General features: G+C 70.0%; 19 protein-coding genes. 10 read left to right on the top strand and 9 right to left on the bottom strand.

The features are described 5' to 3' along the window. The first annotated feature begins 8 nt into the window (after window positions 1-8). From BJ998_RS02575 to BJ998_RS48455, 7 genes are all read left to right on the top strand, one after another. The gene (locus BJ998_RS02575; RefSeq protein WP_184858117.1) at window positions 9-1,043 is read left to right on the top strand and encodes an amidohydrolase family protein; all 1,035 of its coding nucleotides are present in this window, start codon (window positions 9-11) and stop codon (window positions 1,041-1,043) included. Then, window positions 1,040-1,753: an iron-sulfur cluster assembly protein gene (locus tag BJ998_RS02570; protein WP_184858115.1), complete on the top strand. Its 714-nt coding sequence runs from the start codon at window positions 1,040-1,042 to the stop codon at window positions 1,751-1,753. Before BJ998_RS02575 ends, BJ998_RS02570 begins: the two co-directional genes overlap by 4 nt. Next, window positions 1,750-2,775, top strand: a complete 1,026-nt coding sequence (locus BJ998_RS02565; protein WP_184858113.1) for an NAD(P)-dependent alcohol dehydrogenase — start codon at window positions 1,750-1,752, stop codon at window positions 2,773-2,775. Before BJ998_RS02570 ends, BJ998_RS02565 begins: the two co-directional genes overlap by 4 nt. Window positions 2,776-2,789: 14 nt before the next feature. After that, entirely contained in the window at window positions 2,790-4,481 is a 1,692-nt protein-coding gene (gene groL / locus BJ998_RS02560; RefSeq protein WP_184858111.1) for a chaperonin GroEL, read from the top strand. Window positions 4,482-4,577: 96 nt separating this feature from the next. Then, window positions 4,578-5,804: an Nramp family divalent metal transporter gene (locus tag BJ998_RS02555; protein ID WP_312889883.1), complete on the top strand. Its 1,227-nt coding sequence runs from the start codon at window positions 4,578-4,580 to the stop codon at window positions 5,802-5,804. After that, on the top strand, window positions 5,801-6,004 hold the full coding sequence (locus BJ998_RS02550; protein ID WP_184858107.1) for a hypothetical protein: 204 nt from the start codon (window positions 5,801-5,803) through the stop codon (window positions 6,002-6,004). Before BJ998_RS02555 ends, BJ998_RS02550 begins: the two co-directional genes overlap by 4 nt. Further along, window positions 6,001-6,321, top strand: coding sequence for a putative quinol monooxygenase (locus BJ998_RS48455; protein ID WP_184858105.1), 321 nt, complete (start codon window positions 6,001-6,003; stop codon window positions 6,319-6,321). Before BJ998_RS02550 ends, BJ998_RS48455 begins: the two co-directional genes overlap by 4 nt. A 46-nt stretch (window positions 6,322-6,367) precedes the next feature. Here BJ998_RS48455 and BJ998_RS02540 read toward each other — a convergent pair whose 3' ends face one another. The 4 genes from BJ998_RS02540 to BJ998_RS48975 form a co-directional block, all read right to left on the bottom strand. After that, window positions 6,368-6,850: a nitroreductase family deazaflavin-dependent oxidoreductase gene (locus BJ998_RS02540; RefSeq protein WP_184858103.1), complete on the bottom strand. Its 483-nt coding sequence runs from the start codon at window positions 6,848-6,850 to the stop codon at window positions 6,368-6,370. A gap of 99 nt (window positions 6,851-6,949) precedes the next feature. Continuing rightward, the gene (locus tag BJ998_RS02535) at window positions 6,950-8,338 is read right to left on the bottom strand and encodes an APC family permease (protein ID WP_312889882.1); all 1,389 of its coding nucleotides are present in this window, start codon (window positions 8,336-8,338) and stop codon (window positions 6,950-6,952) included. Further along, window positions 8,335-9,219, bottom strand: coding sequence for a proline iminopeptidase-family hydrolase (locus BJ998_RS02530; protein ID WP_184858101.1), 885 nt, complete (start codon window positions 9,217-9,219; stop codon window positions 8,335-8,337). Before BJ998_RS02530 ends, BJ998_RS02535 begins: the two co-directional genes overlap by 4 nt. Before the next feature lie 47 nt (window positions 9,220-9,266). Further along, window positions 9,267-10,586, bottom strand: coding sequence for a radical SAM protein (locus tag BJ998_RS48975; protein WP_184858099.1), 1,320 nt, complete (start codon window positions 10,584-10,586; stop codon window positions 9,267-9,269). 186 nt (window positions 10,587-10,772) lie between these two features. Here BJ998_RS48975 and BJ998_RS02520 point away from each other — a divergent pair, with 186 nt between their 5' ends. Together BJ998_RS02520 and BJ998_RS02515 are read left to right on the top strand one after the other, a co-directional pair. Beyond that, the gene (locus BJ998_RS02520) at window positions 10,773-11,492 is read left to right on the top strand and encodes a YqjF family protein (RefSeq protein WP_221337850.1); all 720 of its coding nucleotides are present in this window, start codon (window positions 10,773-10,775) and stop codon (window positions 11,490-11,492) included. Window positions 11,493-11,670: 178 nt separating this feature from the next. Beyond that, a complete protein-coding gene (locus tag BJ998_RS02515) occupies window positions 11,671-13,209 on the top strand; it encodes an LCP family protein (protein WP_246488502.1) in 1,539 nt (512 codons plus the stop codon). 48 nt (window positions 13,210-13,257) lie between these two features. Here BJ998_RS02515 and BJ998_RS02510 read toward each other — a convergent pair whose 3' ends face one another. Next, window positions 13,258-13,518 (bottom strand): PLD nuclease N-terminal domain-containing protein, encoded by a 261-nt coding sequence (locus BJ998_RS02510; protein ID WP_184858098.1) that lies wholly within the window; start codon window positions 13,516-13,518, stop codon window positions 13,258-13,260. 135 nt (window positions 13,519-13,653) lie between these two features. Between BJ998_RS02510 and BJ998_RS02505 the strand changes: the two genes are divergently transcribed. Next, complete coding sequence (locus BJ998_RS02505; RefSeq protein ID WP_184858097.1) at window positions 13,654-14,139, top strand: nucleotidyltransferase domain-containing protein; 486 nt, start codon at window positions 13,654-13,656, stop codon at window positions 14,137-14,139. Between the two features lie 86 nt (window positions 14,140-14,225). Here the strand turns inward: BJ998_RS02505 and BJ998_RS02500 are convergent, their stop codons facing one another. The 4 genes from BJ998_RS02500 to BJ998_RS02485 all read right to left on the bottom strand — a co-directional run bounded on the left by BJ998_RS02500 (window position 14,226) and on the right by BJ998_RS02485 (window position 20,669). Next, entirely contained in the window at window positions 14,226-14,660 is a 435-nt protein-coding gene (locus BJ998_RS02500; protein WP_184858096.1) for a GNAT family N-acetyltransferase, read from the bottom strand. Window positions 14,661-14,664: 4 nt separating this feature from the next. Further along, the gene (locus BJ998_RS02495) at window positions 14,665-15,240 is read right to left on the bottom strand and encodes an FMN reductase (protein ID WP_184858095.1); all 576 of its coding nucleotides are present in this window, start codon (window positions 15,238-15,240) and stop codon (window positions 14,665-14,667) included. Then, a complete protein-coding gene (locus tag BJ998_RS02490; protein WP_184858094.1) occupies window positions 15,237-16,313 on the bottom strand; it encodes an LLM class flavin-dependent oxidoreductase in 1,077 nt (358 codons plus the stop codon). Before BJ998_RS02490 ends, BJ998_RS02495 begins: the two co-directional genes overlap by 4 nt. Before the next feature lie 66 nt (window positions 16,314-16,379). Continuing rightward, complete coding sequence (locus tag BJ998_RS02485) at window positions 16,380-20,669, bottom strand: nSTAND1 domain-containing NTPase (protein WP_184858093.1); 4,290 nt, start codon at window positions 20,667-20,669, stop codon at window positions 16,380-16,382. Window positions 20,670-20,728: the final 59 nt, after the last annotated feature.

The following is a 20,728-nucleotide window of genomic DNA, read 5'->3' as shown; positions in this document are numbered from 1 at the left end:
GAGGCAGCGTGTACGTCAAGGACGGCGTGAAGTACTTCGTGGTCGACGGCCACACCCACTTCTGGGACGCCAGCCCCGCCAACTGGGTGCCCGGCCAGGAGGAGTACGCCAAGGGCTGGATCGAGTGCTTCCACGCGTACCAGAGTCTCGGCCCGGCCCAGACGCACTGGCCGATCGAGAAGTTCCAGAAGTACTCCGAAGAGCAGATGATGACCGATCTGTTCGACGAGGGCCATGTGGACGTCGCGATCTTCCAGCCGACCGATCTCCGCCAGTGGTACACGACCGGGTTCAACACCACGGAGACCAACGGGGAGCTGGCCGAGCGGCATCCCGGCAAGTTCGTCGTGAACACCAACTGGGATCCCCGTGACGGCGATGACGGCCTGAAGGCGCTGGAGGAGCGAGCCCGGCGCTGGGGTTGCAAGGGCGTCAAGCTCTACACCGCGGAGTGGAAGGGCGACTCCCGGGGCTGGAGCCTGAAGAGCCCGGAGGCCGCGCGGTACCTGGAGAAGTGCCAGGAACTGGGCATCAAGAACGTGCACGTCCACAAGGGACCGACGATCTGGCCCCTGGACAAGGACGCGTTCGACGTGTCCGATGTGGACCACGCGGCGACCAACTTCCCCGAGCTGAACTTCGTCGTCGAGCACGTGGGACTACCCCGGATCGAGGACTTCTGCTTCATGGCGACGCAGGAGCCCAACGTGTACGCCGGGCTGTCCGTCGTGGTCGGCGGCCTGATGCACGCCCGGCCGCGGTTCTTCGCCAAGGTGATGGGCGAGCTGCTGTTCTGGCTCGGCGAGGACCGGCTGGTGTTCGGCGCGGACTACGCCATCTGGGAACCCAGGTGGCAGGTGGAGGGCTTCGTCGACTGGCAGATGCCCGACGGCGAGGAGTTCTCGGACTACGGCAAGCTGTCGGTCACCGCCAAGAAGAAGATCCTGGGCCTGAACGCGGCCAAGCTGTACGACCTGAAGGTGCCCCCGGAGTGCGATGTCGACGCGCCCGAGGTCGAGCCGGTCGGCGTGCCGGCGTCATGACCTCCGTGACTCGCACCCCCGACCAGGCCGCCGCGGTGCTCGCGGCGGTCTGGTCGGCCCTGGGCACCGTGCTCGACCCCGAGCTGGACGAACCGCTGACCCACCTGGGTTTCGTCTCCCACTGCCTGGTCACCGAGGACGGGGAGGTTCGCGTGCGGCTGCGGCTGCCGACGTATTTCTGCGCGCCGAACTTCGCCTATCTGATGGTGGCGGACTCCTACGACGCCGTCAGCGCCGTGCCCGGCGTGAGGTCGGTGTCCGTGAAGCTGGAGGACCACTTCGCCGCCTCGGTGATCAACGACGGGGTGGCCCGGCGGTCCGGCTTCGTGGGCTCCTTCCCCGGTGAGGCCGTGAACGAGCTGGACGACCTGCGCGCGGACTTCCTGCGCCGGGCCGTGCTCGCCGGCACCGACCGGGTGTGCCGGGCCATGATCACCGCCGGCGTCGACCGTTTCACCCTCACCGACCTCACTCTCGGCGACGCACCGGAGGGCGCCGATCGAGAGCGGTTGCGTTCCCGCCGAAGGGAACTCGGCCTGCCCAGCGGGGATTCCGACCCGCTGGTGCTGGATCCGGCGACGGGCGAGGCGGTCACCGACATCAGGACACATCTCGGGCTGGCCCGGCTGACGAGGGTCAGCCAGGAGGCCAACTCCGGGGTGTGCCGGGGAATGCTGCTCGGCCGTTACGGAGTGAAGGAGGAGCGATGAAGGCCGTTCGGCTGCACTCCTACCACAAGCAGCCCGTCGTCGAGGAGGTGCCGGAACCGCGCGCCCGCGACCCGTTCGACGTCGTGGTGCGTATCGGCGGGGCCGGCGTCTGCCGCACCGACCTGCACATCATCGAGGAGCAGTGGGCGGAGAAGTCCGGCGTCGCACTGCCGTACACCATCGGGCACGAGAACGCCGGCTGGGTCGAGGAAGTCGGTTCGGGAGTGTCCAATGTGGCCGTCGGCGACACGGTGATCCTGCACCCGGCGCCGACCTGCGGGCTGTGCCACGCCTGCCGGGCCGGGGACGACATGCACTGCCTGAACTCGTCGTTCCCGGGCATCAACACCGACGGCGGCATGGCCGAGTACCTGCTGACGTCGGCACGGGCCTGCATCAAGCTGGACCCGGCCACGCAACCGTCCGATGTGGCCGCCCTGGCGGACGCCGGCATCACGGCCTATCACGCCGTGCGCAAGGCCGTGCCTTCCTTGCACCCCGGCACGGTGTGCGTGGTGAACGGCGCCGGCGGGCTCGGGCACATCGGCATCCAGTCGCTGGCGGCCTTGACCGCGACAACCATCGTTGTCGTCGACCGCAACCCGGAAGCCCTCGACCTGGCGGCGAAACTCGGCGCCGAGCACACGGTGCCGGCCGACGGCAAGCATGTCGAGGCGGTGCTGGACCTGACCGGCGGGCACGGGGCCGAGGTGGTGCTGGACTTCGTCGCCGAGCAGGGCGCCCAGCAGGACGCGTTCGCGATGACCCGGCGCGGCGGCTCGCACTTCGTCATCGGCTACGGCAGCAACATCGACATCCCCACCATCGACATCATCTCCACCGAGCGCAACGTGATCGGCAACCTGGTCGGCACGTACAACGATCTCGTCGAGCTGATGGTGTTGGCGCAGAAGGGGAAGGTCACCCTGCACACCCGCAAGTACCCGCTGGACGCCGCGCTGGACGCGCTGGCCGACCTCGACGCCGGCCGGGTGCGCGGCCGGGCCGTGCTCACCCCGTAGAAAGGCTGGGAACCATGGCCAAGGAACTGCGCTTCGGCGCGCAAGCCCGGGACCTGCTGCTCGCGGGCGTGGACAAGCTGGCCGAGGCGGTCAAGTCGACGCTGGGGCCGAAGGGCCGCAACGTGATCATCGAGAAGATCACCGGCTCGCCGGTGGTCACCAACGACGGCGTGACGATCGCGCGGGAGATCCACCTGAAGGACCAGTTCGAGAACATGGGCGCGCAGCTGGTCAAGGAGGCCGCGATCAAGACCAACGACGTGGTGGGCGACGGCACCACCACGGCGACCGTGATCGCGCAGGCCATCATCCGCGAGGGCATGGCCCGCATCGGCCAGGGCGGCAATCCCGTGCTGATCAAGCGCGGCATCGACCACGCCGTCGGCTTGCTGGTCGAGCACCTGGAGAAAGTCGCCCACCCGGTCAGCTCGCGGCAGGATTTCGCCCGCGTGGCCGCCATTTCCGCCAACGACGACGACCGGGTCGGGGCGGTGATCGCCGAGGCGCTGCACACCGTCGGCGAGGGCGGTGTGGTCAGCATCGAGGAGTCGCCGAAGATCGGCATGCGGGTCGATTTCGTCGAGGGCTTCGAGTTCGACAACGGCTACCTGTCGCCGTATCTCGTGACGGATCCGGGGCGGCTGGAGGCCGTGCTCGACGACCCGTACATCCTGATGTGCAGCGAGAAGATCACCAAGGTCCAGGAGCTGATGCCGATCCTGGACAAGATCATGCGTGATCCCCGGCCGCTGGTGCTGATCGCCGAGAACGTCGAGGGCACCGCGTTGAGCATGCTGGTGCACAACCACGTCAACGGCACCTTCAAGGCCTGTGCCGTGCGGGCGCCCGGCTTCGGCGACCGTCGCCTGCACAAGCTGGAGGACCTCGCCGCCGTCGTCGGCGGGGCGGTGCTGTCGCGTCAGTCCGGCTTCTCCCTGGAGACGCTCACCCTGGCGCACCTCGGCCGGGCTCGACAGGTTCGCATCACCGAGAACACCACCACCATCGTCGGCGGCTTCGGCACGGCGGCCGACGTGGAGTTCCGGGTCACGCAGCTGCGGTCCGAGCTGGAGCGGGCCCAGAACGGCACCGACGAGGACGTGCTGACCGAGCGGATCGGCGCCCTCACCGGCAAGGTGGCGTTGATCCGTGTCGGCGCCGCCACTCCCGCCGAGCTCAAGGAGTTGCAACACCGCGTCGAGGACGCCCTCTCCGCCACCCGGGCCGCCATGGCCGAAGGCATCGTCCCCGGCGGCGGGGCCGCCCTGCTCCACTCGGAGAAGGTGCTCGACGACCTCGGCGTCACCGGCGACTACGCCACCGGCGCCGAGATCGTCCGCCGGGCCCTGTCCGAGCCCGCGTTCCTGATCGCCGCCAACGCCGGCCTGCCCGCCGCCCAGATCCTCGCCCACACCCGTGAACTCTCCGAGGACGAAGGCTTCGACGCCCTGCACGAGCGCTACGGGAACATGGTCGAGATGGGCATCATCGACCCGTTGCGGGTCTGCCGCTCCGCCCTCCAGAACGGTGCCTCGGTCGCCGGCCTGCTGCTCACGACCAACTCGTTGATCGCCGAGGAACAGACTCCGTGGGGTGGCAGCGCCGCGTTGATGACCGAGTTCGGGCCGTTGGACGAGGGCCTGCACCAACCCTCGCCCGACTCCAGCACCCCCCAATCCCTGGGCATGGGCCCCTCAGTGGCCTGACACCCCCGTTTACCGCTGTGAAAGGACCATTCCTGACATTCAACGTGAGGAATGGTCCTTTCCGAACAACTCATCCTTGACGTGGAGGGGGTGGCTGTGCTTGAGCGTGATCCGGCGACCGTGGCGGCGGTGCGGCCGGCTATCTCCGCCAAGTTGGTGGGGCCGGCGTTTGTCGCGGCTGTGGCGTACATCGATCCCGGGAACTTCGCCACCAACATCACCGCCGGCGGGCTGTTCGGGTACCGGTTGCTGTGGGTGATCGTGGTGGCCAACGTGACCGCCATGCTCGTCCAGTACCTGTCGGCCAAGCTGGGCATCGCGACGGGCCGGGACCTGCCGGAATTGTGCCGGCAGCACTTTCCGAGGCCGGTGTCGCGGGGCCTGTGGGTGCAGGCGGAGCTGGTCGCGATGGCGACGGACCTGGCCGAGCTGGTGGGCGCGGCGGTGGGCCTGAACCTGCTGTTCGGAGTACCGCTGCCGATCGCGGGAGTGCTGACGGCAGTCGTGGCGTTTGGGGTGCTGGCCCTGGAACAGCGCGGCCGTCGGCCGTTCGAGCTGGCGATCGCGGCGCTGTTCGGGGTGGTCTTCCTCGGCTTCGCCTACGACGTGACGACGGTCGGGGCGCACGGCCGTGAAGTCGTGGCGGGGCTGGTGCCGGGGTTCGCGGGACCGGACAGCGTGCTGCTCGCGGTGAGCATCATCGGCGCGACGGTGATGCCGCACGTGATCTACCTGCACTCGGCGCTGACGAAGAAGCGGGCGCATCACCGCAGCGAGCTGTCCCGGCACACGCTGCTGCGGTCGCAGGCGGTGGACGTGCTGCTGGCGCTGGGCACCGCGGGGTTGATCAACATGGCGATGCTGGTGCTGGCGGCGTCGCTGCCGATCGCGGGCGACCCGATCCTGTCGGCGCACGACTCGTTGGGACGCATGGTCGGGGGCGGGGCGGCACTGGCGTTCGCCGTCGCGCTGCTGGCGTCGGGGGTGTCGTCATCGAGCGTCGGAACGTACGCGGGACAGGTGGTGATGCGGGGATTCGTGCGCCGCAGCATCCCGCTGTACGTGCGGCGCGGCGTCACCATGCTGCCGGGGCTGACGGTGCTCGCCCTGGGGCTGCCAACCACCGACAGCCTGGTGATCTCCCAGGTGGCGCTGTCGTTCGGCATCCCGTTCGCGCTGATCCCGCTGGTGCTGCTGACGAGGCGGGCCGACGTGATGGGCTCGTTCGTCAACCGCCGTGTCACGACCGTCGCCGCTTCCGGCTGCGCCGCGTTGATCACCCTGTTGAACGTGTACCTCGTCGTCGCGGAGGTGAGTTCATGATCCCGCTGACGGTCCTCGGCGCCACGCTCACGCTGTCGCTGCTCGTGTTCCGGTCCGTCGAGCCGCAGTCCGTGCCCGAGTGCGTGCGGGCCAGGGTCGCCTGGTTCTGCGCACACGCCCTGAGCCTGCTCACGGCCAGCGCGACCGTATTGATCATCGGTATCGTGGGCCTCGCCCACACGACAGGAGGCTCGCCGTGATCTTCATCGTGGTCAGGTTCACCGTCCGGCCCGAGCACGCCGACGGCTGGCTGGACCTCGTCGCCGACTTCACCGCCGCGACCAGGGCCGAGCCGGGCAACGTCTTCTTCGACTGGTCCCGCAGCGTCGACGACCCGAACGTCTACGTCCTGACCGAGGCCTTCCGGGACGACGCGGCCGAGGCCCACGTGACCTCCGAGCACTTCAGGAAGGCCATGTCCGAGCTCCCGAAGGCCATCGCCACCACGCCGCAGATCATCAACGTCACCATCCCGCAGGACGGCTGGTCGGAGATGGCGGAACTCAAGCCGGCCTGAGAGGCGAGACGCCCGCGGCCCGCGCTCGAGCCGGCGGATCCGGAGCTCAGTTCCTCGTCGGCGCCGGGTCCTTCGCCGGCTCGGCGAGGTGCTCGGGTTCGAGTACGAAGACCGGGATCACGCGGTCGGTCTTCTCCTGGTATTCGGCGTACGGCGGATACGCGGCGACCGCGCGCTGCCACCACTGGGCCTTCTCGTCCCCGGTGAGCTCACGGGCCACCATGCGCTGGCGTTCGGGGCCGTCCTGGAGATCCACCCGCGGGTCGGCCTTGAGGTTGAAGTACCAGACCGGGTGGCGCGGGAAGCCGGCCTTCGAGGCCACCGCCGCGTACCGCCCCTCGTGCTCCACGCGCATCAGCGGAATCTTGCGAATCCTGCCGCTCTTCGCGCCGCGTATCGTGACAATGACGACCGGCAGGCCCGTGTCCCAGAGCGTTGTGCCCTGTGTGCCACCCGAACTCTCGTACAGCTCGACCTGTTCGCGCACCCACTGCGCCGGACTCGGCTCGTACTCGCCCTCGAGAGGCATCGCAGTCACCCCAGTGTCGTGTGCGGATCATGTCGGGACAGTCCAGCACAAGCCCCCTTGGCGTCACACCGAATGCCTGCTCGGTGCGGTTGAGCTACCTCAGGCTTGCGGTCCGGGTGTCTGAGAGCGCGACTCGCGGGGGCGGTCGTCGAGGTTGAGGGTGATCTCGCGGCCGGTGAGCTTGCGGACGACGATCACGCCGACGCCGACGGCGAGCCAGACGAGGCCGCCGATCTTGGCGTCCACGTCGGCGTTCAGCAGCACGTAGCCGATGATCACGAAGCCGATCAGCGGCACCGCCAGGTGCATGCCGTAGGTCCGCTGGCGCCGCTTGACCAGGTGGTACACGGCGACCGACACATGCAGCACGAGGAACGCGAACAGGGCGCCGAAGTTGACCAGCGTGGACAGGAACTCGATCTGGCCGACGAAGAAGACGCCCAGGATCAGGCTGACCGCGGCGACCAGCAGCACCGCACGTTCCGGCACCCGGCGCTTCTCGTTGACGTGGGCCAGAAACCGGGGCAGCGTGCGGTCCCGGGCCATCGAGAACAGCAGCCGCGCGGTGGCGTTCTGCGCGACGAGGCTGTTGGCCACGGCGGCGGCCAGCGCCGAGGTGATCGCCACCAGCACGGTCAGCCACGGCCCGGCGGCGAGGCCGGCGACCTGGTAGAACGCCTGGTTGGTGGCGTCCTGCCCGACGAACTCGGTGGTGCCGGGCACCAGCAGCGCGGCCAGCCAGGTCTGCACGATGAACAGCACGGCCACCAGGCACAGGGACAGCACGGTCGCCCGGCCCACCACACGCGGCCCGCCCCGCACCTCCTCGGACTGGGTGGAGATCGCGTCGAACCCGAGGAACGACAGCACCGCGACGGACAGCGCCGCGAACACCAGGCCGGGGGAGAACTCGGAGGCGTTGAAGAACGGCGTGAACGACCAGCCGCCGCGGGCCGACACCGCGATGACCGCGGCCACCACGAAGATCGCCAGCACGACCAGTTCGCCGACGAGGAACCACCGGTTGACCTGCGCCGTGGTCTCGATGCCGGCCAGGTTGACGACGGTGTTCAGCACGACGAACAGCACCACCCACAGCCACTGCGGAACGCCCGGCAGCACGGTGCCCAGCGCGGCCGCGCCGGTGACGTAGAGCAGCGTCGGCACGAGCAGGTAGTCGAGCAGAATGGCCCAGCCGGCCAGGAAGCCGACCCAGGGCGCGATGCCGCGGCCGGCGTAGGCGTAGACCGAGCCGGCCACCGGGAACGCACGGCTCATCTCCCGATAGCTCAGCGCGGTGAACAGCATCGCGACCAGGCCGATGACGTAGGTCAGCGGCACCATTCCCCGGGACGCGTTGAACACCACGCCGAAGATCGCGAACGGGGCGATCGGCACCATGAAGATCAGCCCGTACACCAGCAGGTCCCGCAGCCGCAGCGACCGCTTGAGCTCCTGCTTGTAGCCGAAGTCCGCGAGTTCGCTCACGACAGCGTCCGCAGGAAGCCGCCGACCACCTCGGTGAACCGCTCGGGCTCCTCCACGTGCGGCATGTGGCTGGACTCCTCGAAGATCTCCCACCGCACGTCGGGGATGCGGTCGAAGTACGGCTGCACGGTCTCGGGTGTCGCCTCGTCGTGCCGGCCGCTGACCAACAGGGTCGGCACCGCGACCGCATCGATCCGGTCGATGATCGACCAGTCCCGGATGCTGCCGATCACGTGGAACTCGCTGGGCCCGTTCATCGCGTGGTAGACGGTCGGATCGTCGTCCAGCGCCTCGAACGTGGCGGCCACCTCGTCCGGCATCGGCACCACCCGGCACAGGTGCCGCTCGTAGAACACCTGCACGGCGTCCTTGTACTCCTGGCTGTCGGTGGTGCCGTCGGCCTCGTGCGTGCGCAGCGTCTTCTCGACGTCCGGCGGGAGTTCCGCGCGCAGCCGGTCCGCGGCCGCCGACCACAGGTGCATCGACGCCGGCGAGTTGGCGATCACCAGCCCGCGCAGGCCCGCCGGCCGGCGCACGGCGTGCTCCGCGGCCAGCATGCCGCCCCAGGACTGCCCGAGCAGCGCGTAGCGGTCGGCGATGCCCAGTGCGCTCAGCAGGTTGTCCAGTTCTGCCAGGAAGAGCTCCACCGTCCAGAAGTCGGGCGGTGCGTCCTTGAGGTGTGTGGAACGCCCGTTGCCCAGCTGGTCGTAGTGCACCACGGCCCGGTCGTCGGCCAGCGACGTCAGCCGGAGCAGGTAGTAGTGCGTGCAGCCCGGCCCGCCGTGCAGCGCGACCAGTGGCACGCCACCTGAGCCGAGCTCACCTGTGATCCGGTACCAGGTCTGGTGATCGCCGAACGCGACGTGCCCCTCGGTGGCCATGGTGCCCCTCTCCGACGTCTCGTACCTCAGTACCGAGGCCGACCGGGTCACGTCAAGAGCGGGGTCAGGCCGGTGCGGGCGGCCTCCAGGTCCAGCCGCTGCTGGATGTTGAACTTGTAGCTGGGGCAGGGCGAATTGCCCTCGCCCCAGTGTTTCGGGCAGCTGCCGCCACACACCGGCAGGAACACGCAGCCGGCGCAGCTCTGCTCGCCGCGGTTGATCCGGTCATGCCAGTCGTCGTAACGGCCGGCCGGCCGCTGCCGGTCGTGGTCGGCGTGCTCCACCAGCTCCAGCACGTCGCCCTGCTCGTGCTCGGGCACCAGCGGATGCTCGGTGCACGAGAAGATCGCGCCGCTGCTGCTGATCACCTCCGCCGTGCGGGTCACGGCCGGGCAGAGCGGCCCCCGCAGCTGCGCCGGGATCAGCGTCCGGGTGACCATCCCGACCTCGTGCATCCGGCGCAGCCAGCGGGGTTCCGCCGCCGCGAACCGCTGCCGGGCGGTTCGGGTCGTGGACGCGTCGTTGCTCCAGCCCTGCACCACGCGCAGGTCGAACTCGATCATCGGGTGGTTCAGGCCGGCCGACACCATGGCGTCGATGAAGGCGTCCACCCGGTTGACGTCCTTCACGTCCAGGCTGCTGCGGATCGTCAACCGCAGACCGGGGAATTCGTCCGCGTGGGCAACCAGATCCGCCAGCACGGACAGGATCTGCTCGTGCGGGGAGCGCCGGTCGCCGATGCCGTCCATCGTCAGGCACAGCGAGCTGATCCGGCATTCCTCATACAGGGCACGGAGTTTGGGCATGGTCAACAGCGCGCCGCCGGTGGTCATCCGGGACCGGTAGCGCACGCCCTCCGCCTCGGCCGCCTCGACGAACTGCCGGGCCAGGTCGCGCACGATCGCGTACGCCATCAGCGGTTCGCCGCCGAACCAGCCGACCTGCACCTCCTCGGTGCTCGGCCGCCGGATGCCGCGCAGGATCCGGTCCCTCACCGCGCCGCGGTGATTGGCGGAGGTCTTGCCGCGCACGTGCACCTGACCGCAGTACTCGCAGCCCAGGTTGCAGTACCCGGTCGGCACCAGCACGTAGTTCAGCGACGCCAGCGAGCGCGCCTTGGCCCGCTGCTCGTCCATCACGTCGGTCAGCTCGTCCCGGCCCTCGGGCACGAGGATCTTGAGGTCGGACAGCTGGTCGGAGACCTCGACCGGCAGCGTGGCGCAGTCGCCGTGGCGCAGCGCCCACGCCAGGTTGTCGCCGAGCGTGCAGACCCGTGAGGTGCGGGTGTTGAGCACGAGCCGGACCGGATTGCCACGGCCATCGGCGTACACGGTGTCACTGACGACGAGATATCTGCTTGCTCGCACGGCTTCCGTTCTCCTCGGACGAGGTCCCCGGGGAGATCCTGTCGCCGCCGGGCGGCCGTGCGTATACGCACATCTACGTAGGACGGGCCGGAACCGGTGTCCCGCAAGGCTTTTCCCGACGCGTGGTTGCACCGGAGTCACCACCGGCCGGGTAGTTTCGGGCAACCCGTGGGTTAGCATGGGGGAGTGGAGGTCGAGCCGGTCCCCGAGTCGATCACTGTCACCACGCCGCGGCCGGTGCGGCGGGCGATGATGACGCAGACCTGGCGCGACCTCACCTTCCTGCACTGGCCGGTGGAGCCGGACCGGATCGCCGGGTTCCTGCCGGCCGGCACGGTTCCGGACACGCTGGCCGGAATCACGTACGTGGGGCTGGTTCCGTTCGGGATGCGCAACGTGCTCCGGATGCCGTACTTCGGCACGTTCCCGGAGACGAACGTGCGCCTGTACTCAGTGGACGGTCGGGGCCGGCGCGGCGTGGTGTTCCGCTCGCTGGACGCGGCCCGGCTGCTGCCGGTGCTCGTCGGCCGGCACGCCGTCGGCCTGCCGTACATCTGGTCGTCGATGCGGGTGCGCCGGGAGGGCGACGTCGTCACGTACACCTGCCGGCGACGCGGCGGCGGCCCGTCCAGCCGGATCCGGGTGCTGCCCGGCGCGCCGATCGCCGAGCCGAGTGAGCTGGAGCACTTCCTGACCGCCCGCTGGGGCCTGCACGTGGCGTGGCACGGCCGCACGCTCTACGTGCCGAACGAGCACCCCGCCTGGCCGCTGCACCGCGCCGAGCTGCTGGACATCGAGGACGGCCTGCTGGTCGCCGCCGGGGTGCCCCGGCCGGGCGAGCCGCCCGTGAGCGTGCTGTGGTCGCCCGGCGTCCCGGTGCGTTTCGGCCTTCCGCTGACCCGATGAGGTGACGCCGTCACCCAGCGTGGCGGCGGCGCGGGGAAAAGGGGCACGTTGTCCGGGTCGTGCACCCGGACGGGCGGTCGCCGTCTCACCGCGGGCAACGGCAAGGCAATATGGACGTCCTAGGGACAGTGGGTGCACCACCGTGCGACCCCGTTGACCAGGAAGAGAGGATCGCGCCATGCCGGAGCGTGTCGACGTGCGGCGGGTGCCCCCGCGGCCCGCCGGGCGGCCCCGGCCGGCCGCGCGCCGCCGCCCCAGCCCCGCCCTGCGCACCGTCCAGGTGCTGATGGTCGTGGTGTCGATGGTCGTGTTCGGCGGCACCTGGTACGCGTGGTCGCAGCTGGCCCAGCTCAACGGCCTGACCACGGCCAACGTGATCGGCAAGACCGTGTCCCCGCTGGCCGAGCAGAACATCCTCATGGTCGGGCTGGACACCCGGACCGACGCGATGGGCAACCCGCTGCCCAAGGACGTGCTCAACCAGCTGCACGCCGGCGGTGGGGACGACGGCGGCGACACCACCGACACCATGATCGTGATCCACATCCCGGCCGGCGGCGGCGCCGCGACCGCGATCTCCATCCCGCGCGACTCGTACGTGCAGATCGCCGACGGCTTCGGCAAGCACAAGATCAACTCGGCCTACAGCTACGGCCGCAACGACGCCTACTCCACGCTGTCCAAGCAGGGGCTGTCCGGCGCCGACCTGGAGACCAAGGCCGCCGAGGCCGGCGCCAAGACCTCCATCGCCACCATCGAACAGTTCACCGGGCTCCAGATCACCCACTACGCCGCGGTCAATCTCGCCGGCTTCTACTTCATCAGCCAGGCCATCGGCGGCGTGCCCGTGTGCCTCGTCGCGCCCGTCAAGGATTCCTTCTCCGGCGCCAACTTCCCGGCCGGTCAGCAGACCGTGGAGGGCTCCGCCGCGCTCGCCTTCGTTCGGCAGCGCCATGGTCTGCCCAACGGCGACCTGGACCGGATCAAGCGGCAGCAGGCGTTCATGTCCAGCATGGCCAAGACCGTGCTGTCCGCCGGCACGCTGGCCAATCCCGGCAAGCTCAACGACCTCATCGGCGCCGTGAAGAAGGCCGTCGTCATCGACCAGGGCTGGGACGTGCTGCAGTTCGCCCAGCAGCTGCAGGGCATGAGCACCGGCAACATCAAGTTCGTGACGATTCCGATCGTCAGCATCACCCTGCAGACCCCGCACGACGGCGACGCCGTCCAGGTCGATCCCGCGCAGGTGCAGGAGTTCGTCAAGCAGACCATCGGCGGCGCCGCCAGCGGCTCCGCTTCGCCCACCGGCGCCGCCAGCCCCAACAGCGTCGACTACTCATCGACCACTGTGGACGTTCGCAACGCCTCCGGCGTGGCCGGCCTGGCCGGCAGCGTCGAGGAAAAGCTGGTGGGCAAGGGCTTTGGGCGCGGGGACACGGGGAATGCCACTGCCCGCAAGGCTTCCAGCGTGAACTACCCGTCGGGTGGCAAGGCGGCGGCGCAGGCCGTGGCCACCGCCCTCGGCGGCCTCCCGCTCGTCCCCGACGACTCCATCACCGCCGGGCATGTCCGGGTCTACGTCGGCACCGACTACAACACCAAGTACGGCTTCACCGGCAACGCCCCCATGCAGCTCAACACCTTCGCCGCCGCGGCGCCGTCGACGACGTCGTCCAACTCGGCGATCACCGCCGACGGCGTTCCCTGCATCAACTAGCGATGGCCCAGGCCACGGGCGGCAGACGGTAGTGCCCCTCGTGTTCGCTCAGTAGTACGGGCGGGGGCGCGGGCGGCCGGCGACGAACCAGAGCAGGCTGCCCAGGAACGGCAGGCAGAGGATCACGAGAAACCAGAGGATCTTGCCGCCGCAGCCGATGTCGGCGCCGAGGATGCTGAACAGCGCCGCCAGGAAGAAGACGACCAGGAAGATGCCCCCGGCGATGAGGGCGATGAGCAGGCCGATCCCGATGCCCTGGGCGGCCGCGTCCCGACTGATGCTGAGCGCCTGCGCGAGGTGGTGCGACATGACACGAAGCTATGGGCTGATCGGGTTACCCGGCATCGATCTTGCGTCGGAACGAGTCGTACGACTTTAGTCGAATGCGGTCGGGCAAAATCCGGTCGCATACTCGTGCGAGGCGTCGCTAGCGTGCGGGCGGTGATGACGGCTGACGATGTGCTGGCCATTGTGACGGTGCTGCGGGAGTTCGACGTCTGGATCGGCGGTGGTTGGGGCATCGACGCTCTCGTCGGTGAGCAGACGCGCGAGCACCGGGATCTGGACCTGGCGCACCGGGAGGACCAGGAGCCGGCAGTCGTCGCCGCGTTGGCGGCGGCCGGGTTCGTGGAGACGCTGGACTGGCGGCCGGTGCGGTTCGTGGTGACGGATCCGGCTGGGCGGGAGATCGACCTGCACCCGTTGGTCTTCGCGCCGGACGGGTCGGCGGTGCAGGCGTCTTTCGTTCCCGAGCAGCCGTTCCGCTATCCGGCATCGTGTTTCGTCACGGGCACGATCCGGGGGACGCGGGTGCCGTGTCTGTCGGCGGAGCAGCAGGTCTGCTTCCACCAGGGCTACGAGCCCACCGACCGCGACCGCTACGACATGGCCCGGCTCCGGGAGGTGTTCGGCATCGCGACTCACTTCTAGAGGTGGCGCGGTGCCCTCGGAACGCCGCGCCAACTGCCCGAAACCTACATTCGGTGTGTCCGAGAGCGTGACTCGCCGGGGTCGGGCTAGGCGGGACTTGCGGTGTAGCGGTAGACGTTGGAGTCGCGCAGCACGAAGCCGAGACGTTGGTAGAGGCGGTTGGCGGCCTCGCGGGAAGGCCGTGACGTGAGGTCGACGGTGCGGGCGCCGGACTCGGTGGCGATGCGAAGCGCGGCGAGAGTCAGGGCCTCGCCGACGCCTTGGCCGCGAGCGGAGGAATCGACGACAACATCGTCGATGTGGGCCCGAAGGCCGGTGGGGATGGGGTAGAGCACCAGGGTGAGGGTGCCGACGATGCTGGAGCCCTCGCGAGCCACCAGCACGGTGGTGGCCTGGTGGGCGGCGATCTCCGCCAGCGCCGCTCGGGAAAGCGGCGCGGCGGAACGGGACAGCTGGGGCAGCAGCCGGGCGAAGGCGGCGGCGACCTCGTCGGTGACCTCGGACAGGACCTCGATGTTCACCCGCCTACTGTGCCAGCAGTTGTTCGAACGGGACGAAGGTGTCGGCGGGCTTCTTCACGGCACGAATCCCGAGCGCCCGGTCGGCGAGTTCGGCGCCGGCGCGGCGGACGCGGTCGTGCAGGGAAGGGCTGCCGAAGTCGGACGACGCGGCGTAGACACCGGTGGGCGTCACCTCGGCCCGCAGGTAGGCGAACATGGGGCGCAGTTGGTAGTCGAGCACCAGCGAATGCCGCTCGGTGCCGCCGGTGGCGGCGATCAGCACGGGCTTGCCGACCAGGGAATCCTTGTCCAACACGTCGAAGAACGACTTGAACAAGCCGCTGTACGAGGCGGTGAACACCGGCGTGACGGCGATCAGGGCGTCGGCGGACGTCACCGCGGAGATGGCGGCGGCGAGCTTGGGGCTGGGGAAGCCGGTCAGCATGTTGTTGGTGACGTCCACGGCGATGTCCCGCAGCTCGATCACCGTCACCTCGGCGTCGCCCAGAGCCTCCTGCGTGGCGGCGGCGAGCTGGTCGGCCAGCAGCCGGGTGGAGGACGGCTGGCTCAGGCCGGCCGTCACGACCGCGACGGTGGTCATGCGGACACCTTCTTCTGCTTCAGCGACTCGTGGGTGGGGGCGTCGGGCACGTGCGCGGGCCGCTTGGCGTCGAGTTCCCGGCGCAGCACGGGAACGATCTCGCCGAGCAGGTCCAGCTGCTCGAGCACGGTCTTCAGCGGCAGCCCGGCGTGGTCCATCAGGAACAGCTGGCGCTGGTAGTCGCCGAAGTGCTCACGGAAGGTCAGCGTCTTGTCGATGACCTCCTGCGGGCTGCCGACGGTCAGCGGCGTCTGCGAGGTGAACTCCTCCAGCGACGGCCCGTGCCCGTACACCGGCGCGTTGTCGAAGTACGGCCGGAACTCGCGCACGGCGTCCTGGGAGTTGCGCCGCATGAACACCTGGCCGCCGAGGCCGACGATGGCCTGGTCGGCGGAGCCGTGCCCGTAGTGCTCGAACCGCTGCCGGTACAGCCCGATCAGCTGCTGGAAGTGGTACGTGGGCCAGAAGATGTGGTTGGCGAAGAAGCCGTCGCCGTAGTAGGCGGCCTGTTCGGCGATCTCGGGGCTGCGGATGGAGCCGTGCCAGACGAACGGCGGCACGCCGTCCAGCGGCCGCGGCGTGGAGGTGAACTCCTGCAGCGGCGTGCGGAACTTGCCGGACCAGTTCACCACGTCCTCGCGCCACAACTTGTGCAGCAGCGCGTAGTTCTCGATGGCCAGGGGGATGCCCTGGCGGATGTCCTGCCCGAACCACGGGTACACCGGGCCGGTGTTGCCGCGGCCCATCATCAGGTCCACCCGGCCGTCGGCCAGGTGCTGCAGCATCGCGAAGTCCTCGGCGATCTTCACCGGGTCGTTGGTGGTGATCAGCGTCGTCGACGTGGACAGGATGAGCTTCTCGGTGCGCGCCGCGATGTAGCCGAGCATGGTCGTGGGCGACGAGGGCACGAACGGCGGGTTGTGGTGCTCCCCGGTGGCGAACACGTCCAGCCCGACCTCCTCGGCCTTCAGCGCGATCGTGACCATCGCCTTGATCCGCTCGGCCTCCGTCGGCGTCACGCCGGTGGTGGGGTCGGTCGTCACGTCGCCGACCGTGAACACTCCGAACTGCATGTCCGCTCCTCTCGAACGTCCAGTACTTGAACCTTCAACTACCGGACGGCCGTCAGTATTCCACGGTCAGCAGGGATCTGTCGGCGAGTCCTCGCTCACATACGTCTGCCATTCGGCGTCGGTGACCGGGGTGCCGCGCACGGCGCACACCTGCTTCGCCACGGCGTCGGGATCGGTCTGCCACACCGAGTTCGGTGCGTTGGCGACGCCGGCGGCGACGCTGCCGCCACGCGGATCGAACGTCACGGCGGTGACGTTGTCGGTCGGCCCGGCCAGGGTTGCCGTCGGCTGCGGGGCATGGGGATCGCTGATGTCCCAGATGGACACCGTACGGTCCCAGCTCGCGCTGGCCAGTGACTTGCCGTCGGCGCTCAACGCCACCGATGTCACCGTGTTGGTGTGGTCGGTCAACGCGCTGACCTGCGACGGAGCGTCGCCGACGGTCCAGAGTTCGACGGCGTGGTCCTCGCCGCCGGTGGCCAGCAGCTTGGCGTCGCCCGAGAGTGCGATGCTGCGGATCGGGGCCGGCCGGTTCGTGGCGATCCGGTACCTGCTGACCGGATGAACCGGATCGGTGACGTCCCACAGCCGTGCGGAGCCATCATAGCTGCCGCTGGCCAGGGTCTTCCCGTCGGCGCTGAACGCCAGCGAGCTCACCACGTCGGTGTGCTCGGCCAGCGGCTGCCCGATCGGGGCCGGATGCCTCGCGTCCGTCACGTCCCATAGTCTGATCAGGTGATCGTCACCAGATGTGACTATCACCTTTCCGGACGGATCGAAGACGACCGCCTCCAGCTGCCCGGTGGACGCCGGCACGGTCGACAGCAGGGCCGGATGCGCCGGGTCGGAGACGTCCCAGAGCCGGGCCGTGTGGTCGTAGCTCACGCTGGCCAGGGTCTTGCCGTCCGGACTGAACGCGACCGAGGTCACGGGGCCGGTGTGGCCGGTCAGCGTCGCCAGCGCCGTCGGCCGGCGGGGGTCGGACGTGCCCCACAGCCGCACGGTGCCGTCGTAGTGGCCGCTGGCGAGCACCTTGCCGGTCTTGTCGAACGCCACGCCCCAGCCGGACTGGGCGTGGCCGTCCACCTCGGCGGCACGCACGTCCCACACCGACACGCACCAATTGGCGGCGCCGGTGGCCACCGACGACCCGTCCGGGCTGAAGGCGACCGCGCGGATCGTCGCCGGAGCGGTGAACGACGCCACTTGAGTGCCGGCGGCGATGTCCCACAGCCGGGTGATGTGGTCGTCGCCACCAGCGGCGACGGTCCGGCCGTCCGGGCTGAACGCCACGGCCTCCAGGAAGCTGGTGGCCCCGGCCAGCGTCGACACCGTGGCGCCGCTCGACGAATCCCACACCCGGACCGTCTCGTCGTAGCTGGCGCTGGCCACCCGGCGGCTGTCGGGGCTGAACGCCACGCCCGTCACGGCGTTCCCATGCCCGGTCAGCACACCGGCGGACGCCCCGGTGGCGGCGTTCCACAGCCGCACGGTGTTGTCGTAGCTGCCGCTGGCGACCAGCTTGCCGTCCGGGCTGAACGCGATCGAGGTGACCGTCTTCTCGTGCCCGGCAAGCGTTCCGACCGACGTGACCTGGCGACCGTCCACATGCCACAGTCGGACCGTCTTGTCCCCGCTGGCCGAGGCCAACTCCCTGCCGTCCGGGCTGAACGCCAGCGCGAACACGCTGTCGGTGTGCCCCTTGGCCACCGCGAGCTGCTCCGGGCTGCGCGGATTGCTGACGTTCCACAGGATCACCGACCCGTCGGCGATGCCGGCGGCCAACATCTTGCCGTCCCGGCTCAACGCCACCCCGTACGCGGTGCTCGGCACCGGAGCCGTCGCCACCGCGGTCCGGCTACCGGCGTCCCACAGCCGCACCGACTTGTCCTTGCTGGCACTGGCCAGGAGATTGCCGCCGTACGACAGCGCCGTGACGCCGTCGGAATGCCCGATCAGCCGGGTCGTCGCCGGCACGCCGGACGTGGTCAGCAGGCTGCTGCGGGCCTCCGTGGTCGGCGAGATCCGGTACGCCACCAGGCTCAGCTGCGCCGCCAGCGCGGGATCGGCCGCCAGCAGGGAATTCGCGCGCAGCGCCACCTGTCTGGACATGGCGTCGGCCCGCTCCTGCAACGCCGTGTTCCGCTCGACGAAGGCGAACACCATGGAGGCCACGGCCACCACGAGCAGCGCCGTCAGCGCGGCGACGAGCTGCCGCAGCCGCCGCGTCTGCCGCACGGCCGCCTGCTGCTCGGACGCCTCACGCGCGCGGCTGGCGTCCAGCAGCTCCCGCTCGACCGGCGCCAACGTGCCGTCGTCCGGCGCCCAGTTCAGGGCGATCGCCAGCTTCGCGCCCCGATACAGCCCCGAGTCGTCGCGCCCGTCCCGCTGCCACGACCGGGCATCCTGCGCCAACTGCTGGTGCAGCCGCAGGCCTTCACGGTTGTCGGCGACCCACTGCCGCAGCCGTGGCCACGACCGCAGCAGCGCCTCGTGGCTGATCTCCGCGGTGTCCTCGTCCAACGTCACCAGCCGCGCCCGGGCCAGCGCGTCCAGCACGGCGGCCGCGGTCTCCGGGTCGGAGGAGCCCTCGACCAGGCTGGTCCGGTCCACCCGTGCCCGCGTCACCTCGACGCCCTCGCCGACGTGCACCATCCGCAGCAGCAGCCGGCGCACCAGGTCCCGGCCGACCGGGTCGAACCGGGCGTACGTCGCGTCGGCGGTCGTCGCGATCGCCCGGTGCACGCCGCCGACCTCGGCATACCCCTTCAACGTCAGCCGGTTGCCCTCGCGGACCTGCCAGGTGGCGAGCAACGTGTGCGCGAGCAGCGGCAGCACGCCGCCGGTGTCCTCCTCGGCCCCGAGATCGCGCAGCAGCACGTCGCTCAGCCCCGGCTCCAGCTCCAGCCCGGCCAGCGCCGCCGGCCGCTCGATCGCCTCCCGCAGCGCCGTCGCCGTCATCGGGCCGACGACCACCGCTCGTTCCAGCGACGCGACCAGCTCCGGGAAGCGGGCGCAGTGGCCGTAGAAGTCGGCCCGCACGCCGTACACCACGGCGGCGTTCAACGCGGTCAGCGCCTCGACGAACCGGCGGCGCTCGGGCTCGTGCTCGCAGAGCGTGAACAGCTCCTCGAACTGGTCGATCACCACCACCAGTCGGTCCGACCCGTCCAGCACGCCGGCCAGCTCGCCCGCGTCGTCGTGGATGATCGCCAGCAGCTCCGACGGCGGCCGGCCGGTGGCCTGCGCCAACGCGGAGGCCAGCGCCTCCACCGGCTTGTTGCCCGGCGTGAACAGCAGCCACGACCAGCGCCGCGGCGTGGCCAGGTCCATGCCCTCGATCGTCGGCACGAGACCGGCCCGCAGCAGCGACGACTTGCCCGAGCCGGACGCGCCGACCACCGCCACCGGCCCGTCCCGGAGCGGGTCGCCGAGCCGGTCCACCAGCGTCGCCGTCAGCTGCTCACGTCCGAAGAAGTACTGCGCGTTGCCCACGGAGAACGCCAGCAGCCCCGGGTACGGGCTGCGGCCCTCGCGGGCGGGCGTCGGCGGCTCCTCCTTCGGCAGCGTCACCGTCACGCGCGGCGTCGGCCGGCCCAGCGCCGGGTCGTTGGCCAGGATCTGCCGGTAGACGTCCTGCACCTCGGTGCCCGGGTCGACGCCCAGCTCCGCCGCGAGCAGCCGGCGCAGCCGGTCGTGGTGCTCCAGGGCCTCCGCCTGCCGGCCACCCCGGTACAGGGCGATCATGTGCAGGGCTCGCAACCGTTCGCGCAGCGGATTGTCCTCGACGGTCGTGCGCAGGTCGACGACCACTTCCGACTCGCGGCCCAGGGACAGCAGCGTCTCCGCGCGGTCCTCGATCGCCGCCAGCCGCAGCTCCTCCAGGTGCTGGCGCTCGTTCTCCGCGAACGGCCCCGGCACACCCGGCAGCGGCTCGCCCTGCCACAGCCTCAGGCCCTCGTCCCAGTGCGCGATCGCCCGTTCGACGTCGTTCGCCGCCCGCGCCTGCCCGGCCTGCTGGAACGCGTGCTCGAACAGCCAGATGTCCAGGTTGTCCGGCTCCAGCGCCAGCCGGTAGCCGGATCCGACGCTCGTCAGCACGCTGTCCCGGGCGGACGCCTTGCGGTCACCCGCCAACGTCTGGCGCAACTTGGACACGTAGGTGTGGATGATGCCGCGAACGCTTTCCGGGGGATCCTCGCCCCACACGCCGTCGATCAACTCGGTGCGGGACACGACCTGGTTGCGCCGGACCGCGAGCTGCGCGAACAGAGCCCGTTGCTTGGGTGGCCCCAGCTCCAGTTCGCGTCCGTCGACCTCCGCCTGCAGCGCGCCCAGGAGCTTCACGGCCAGCATCGCGGTATTCTATGGCGCGCGTTCCGTGCGCGGCTCGGCCCCTTCGGGGGCCGATGCCT

Origin of the sequence: Kutzneria kofuensis (assembly GCF_014203355.1) — a bacterium.
GTDB lineage: Bacteria > Actinomycetota > Actinomycetes > Mycobacteriales > Pseudonocardiaceae > Kutzneria > Kutzneria kofuensis.
Note: the sequence above shows the minus strand (reverse complement) of the source record. Positions and strands in the feature narration are given on the sequence as shown.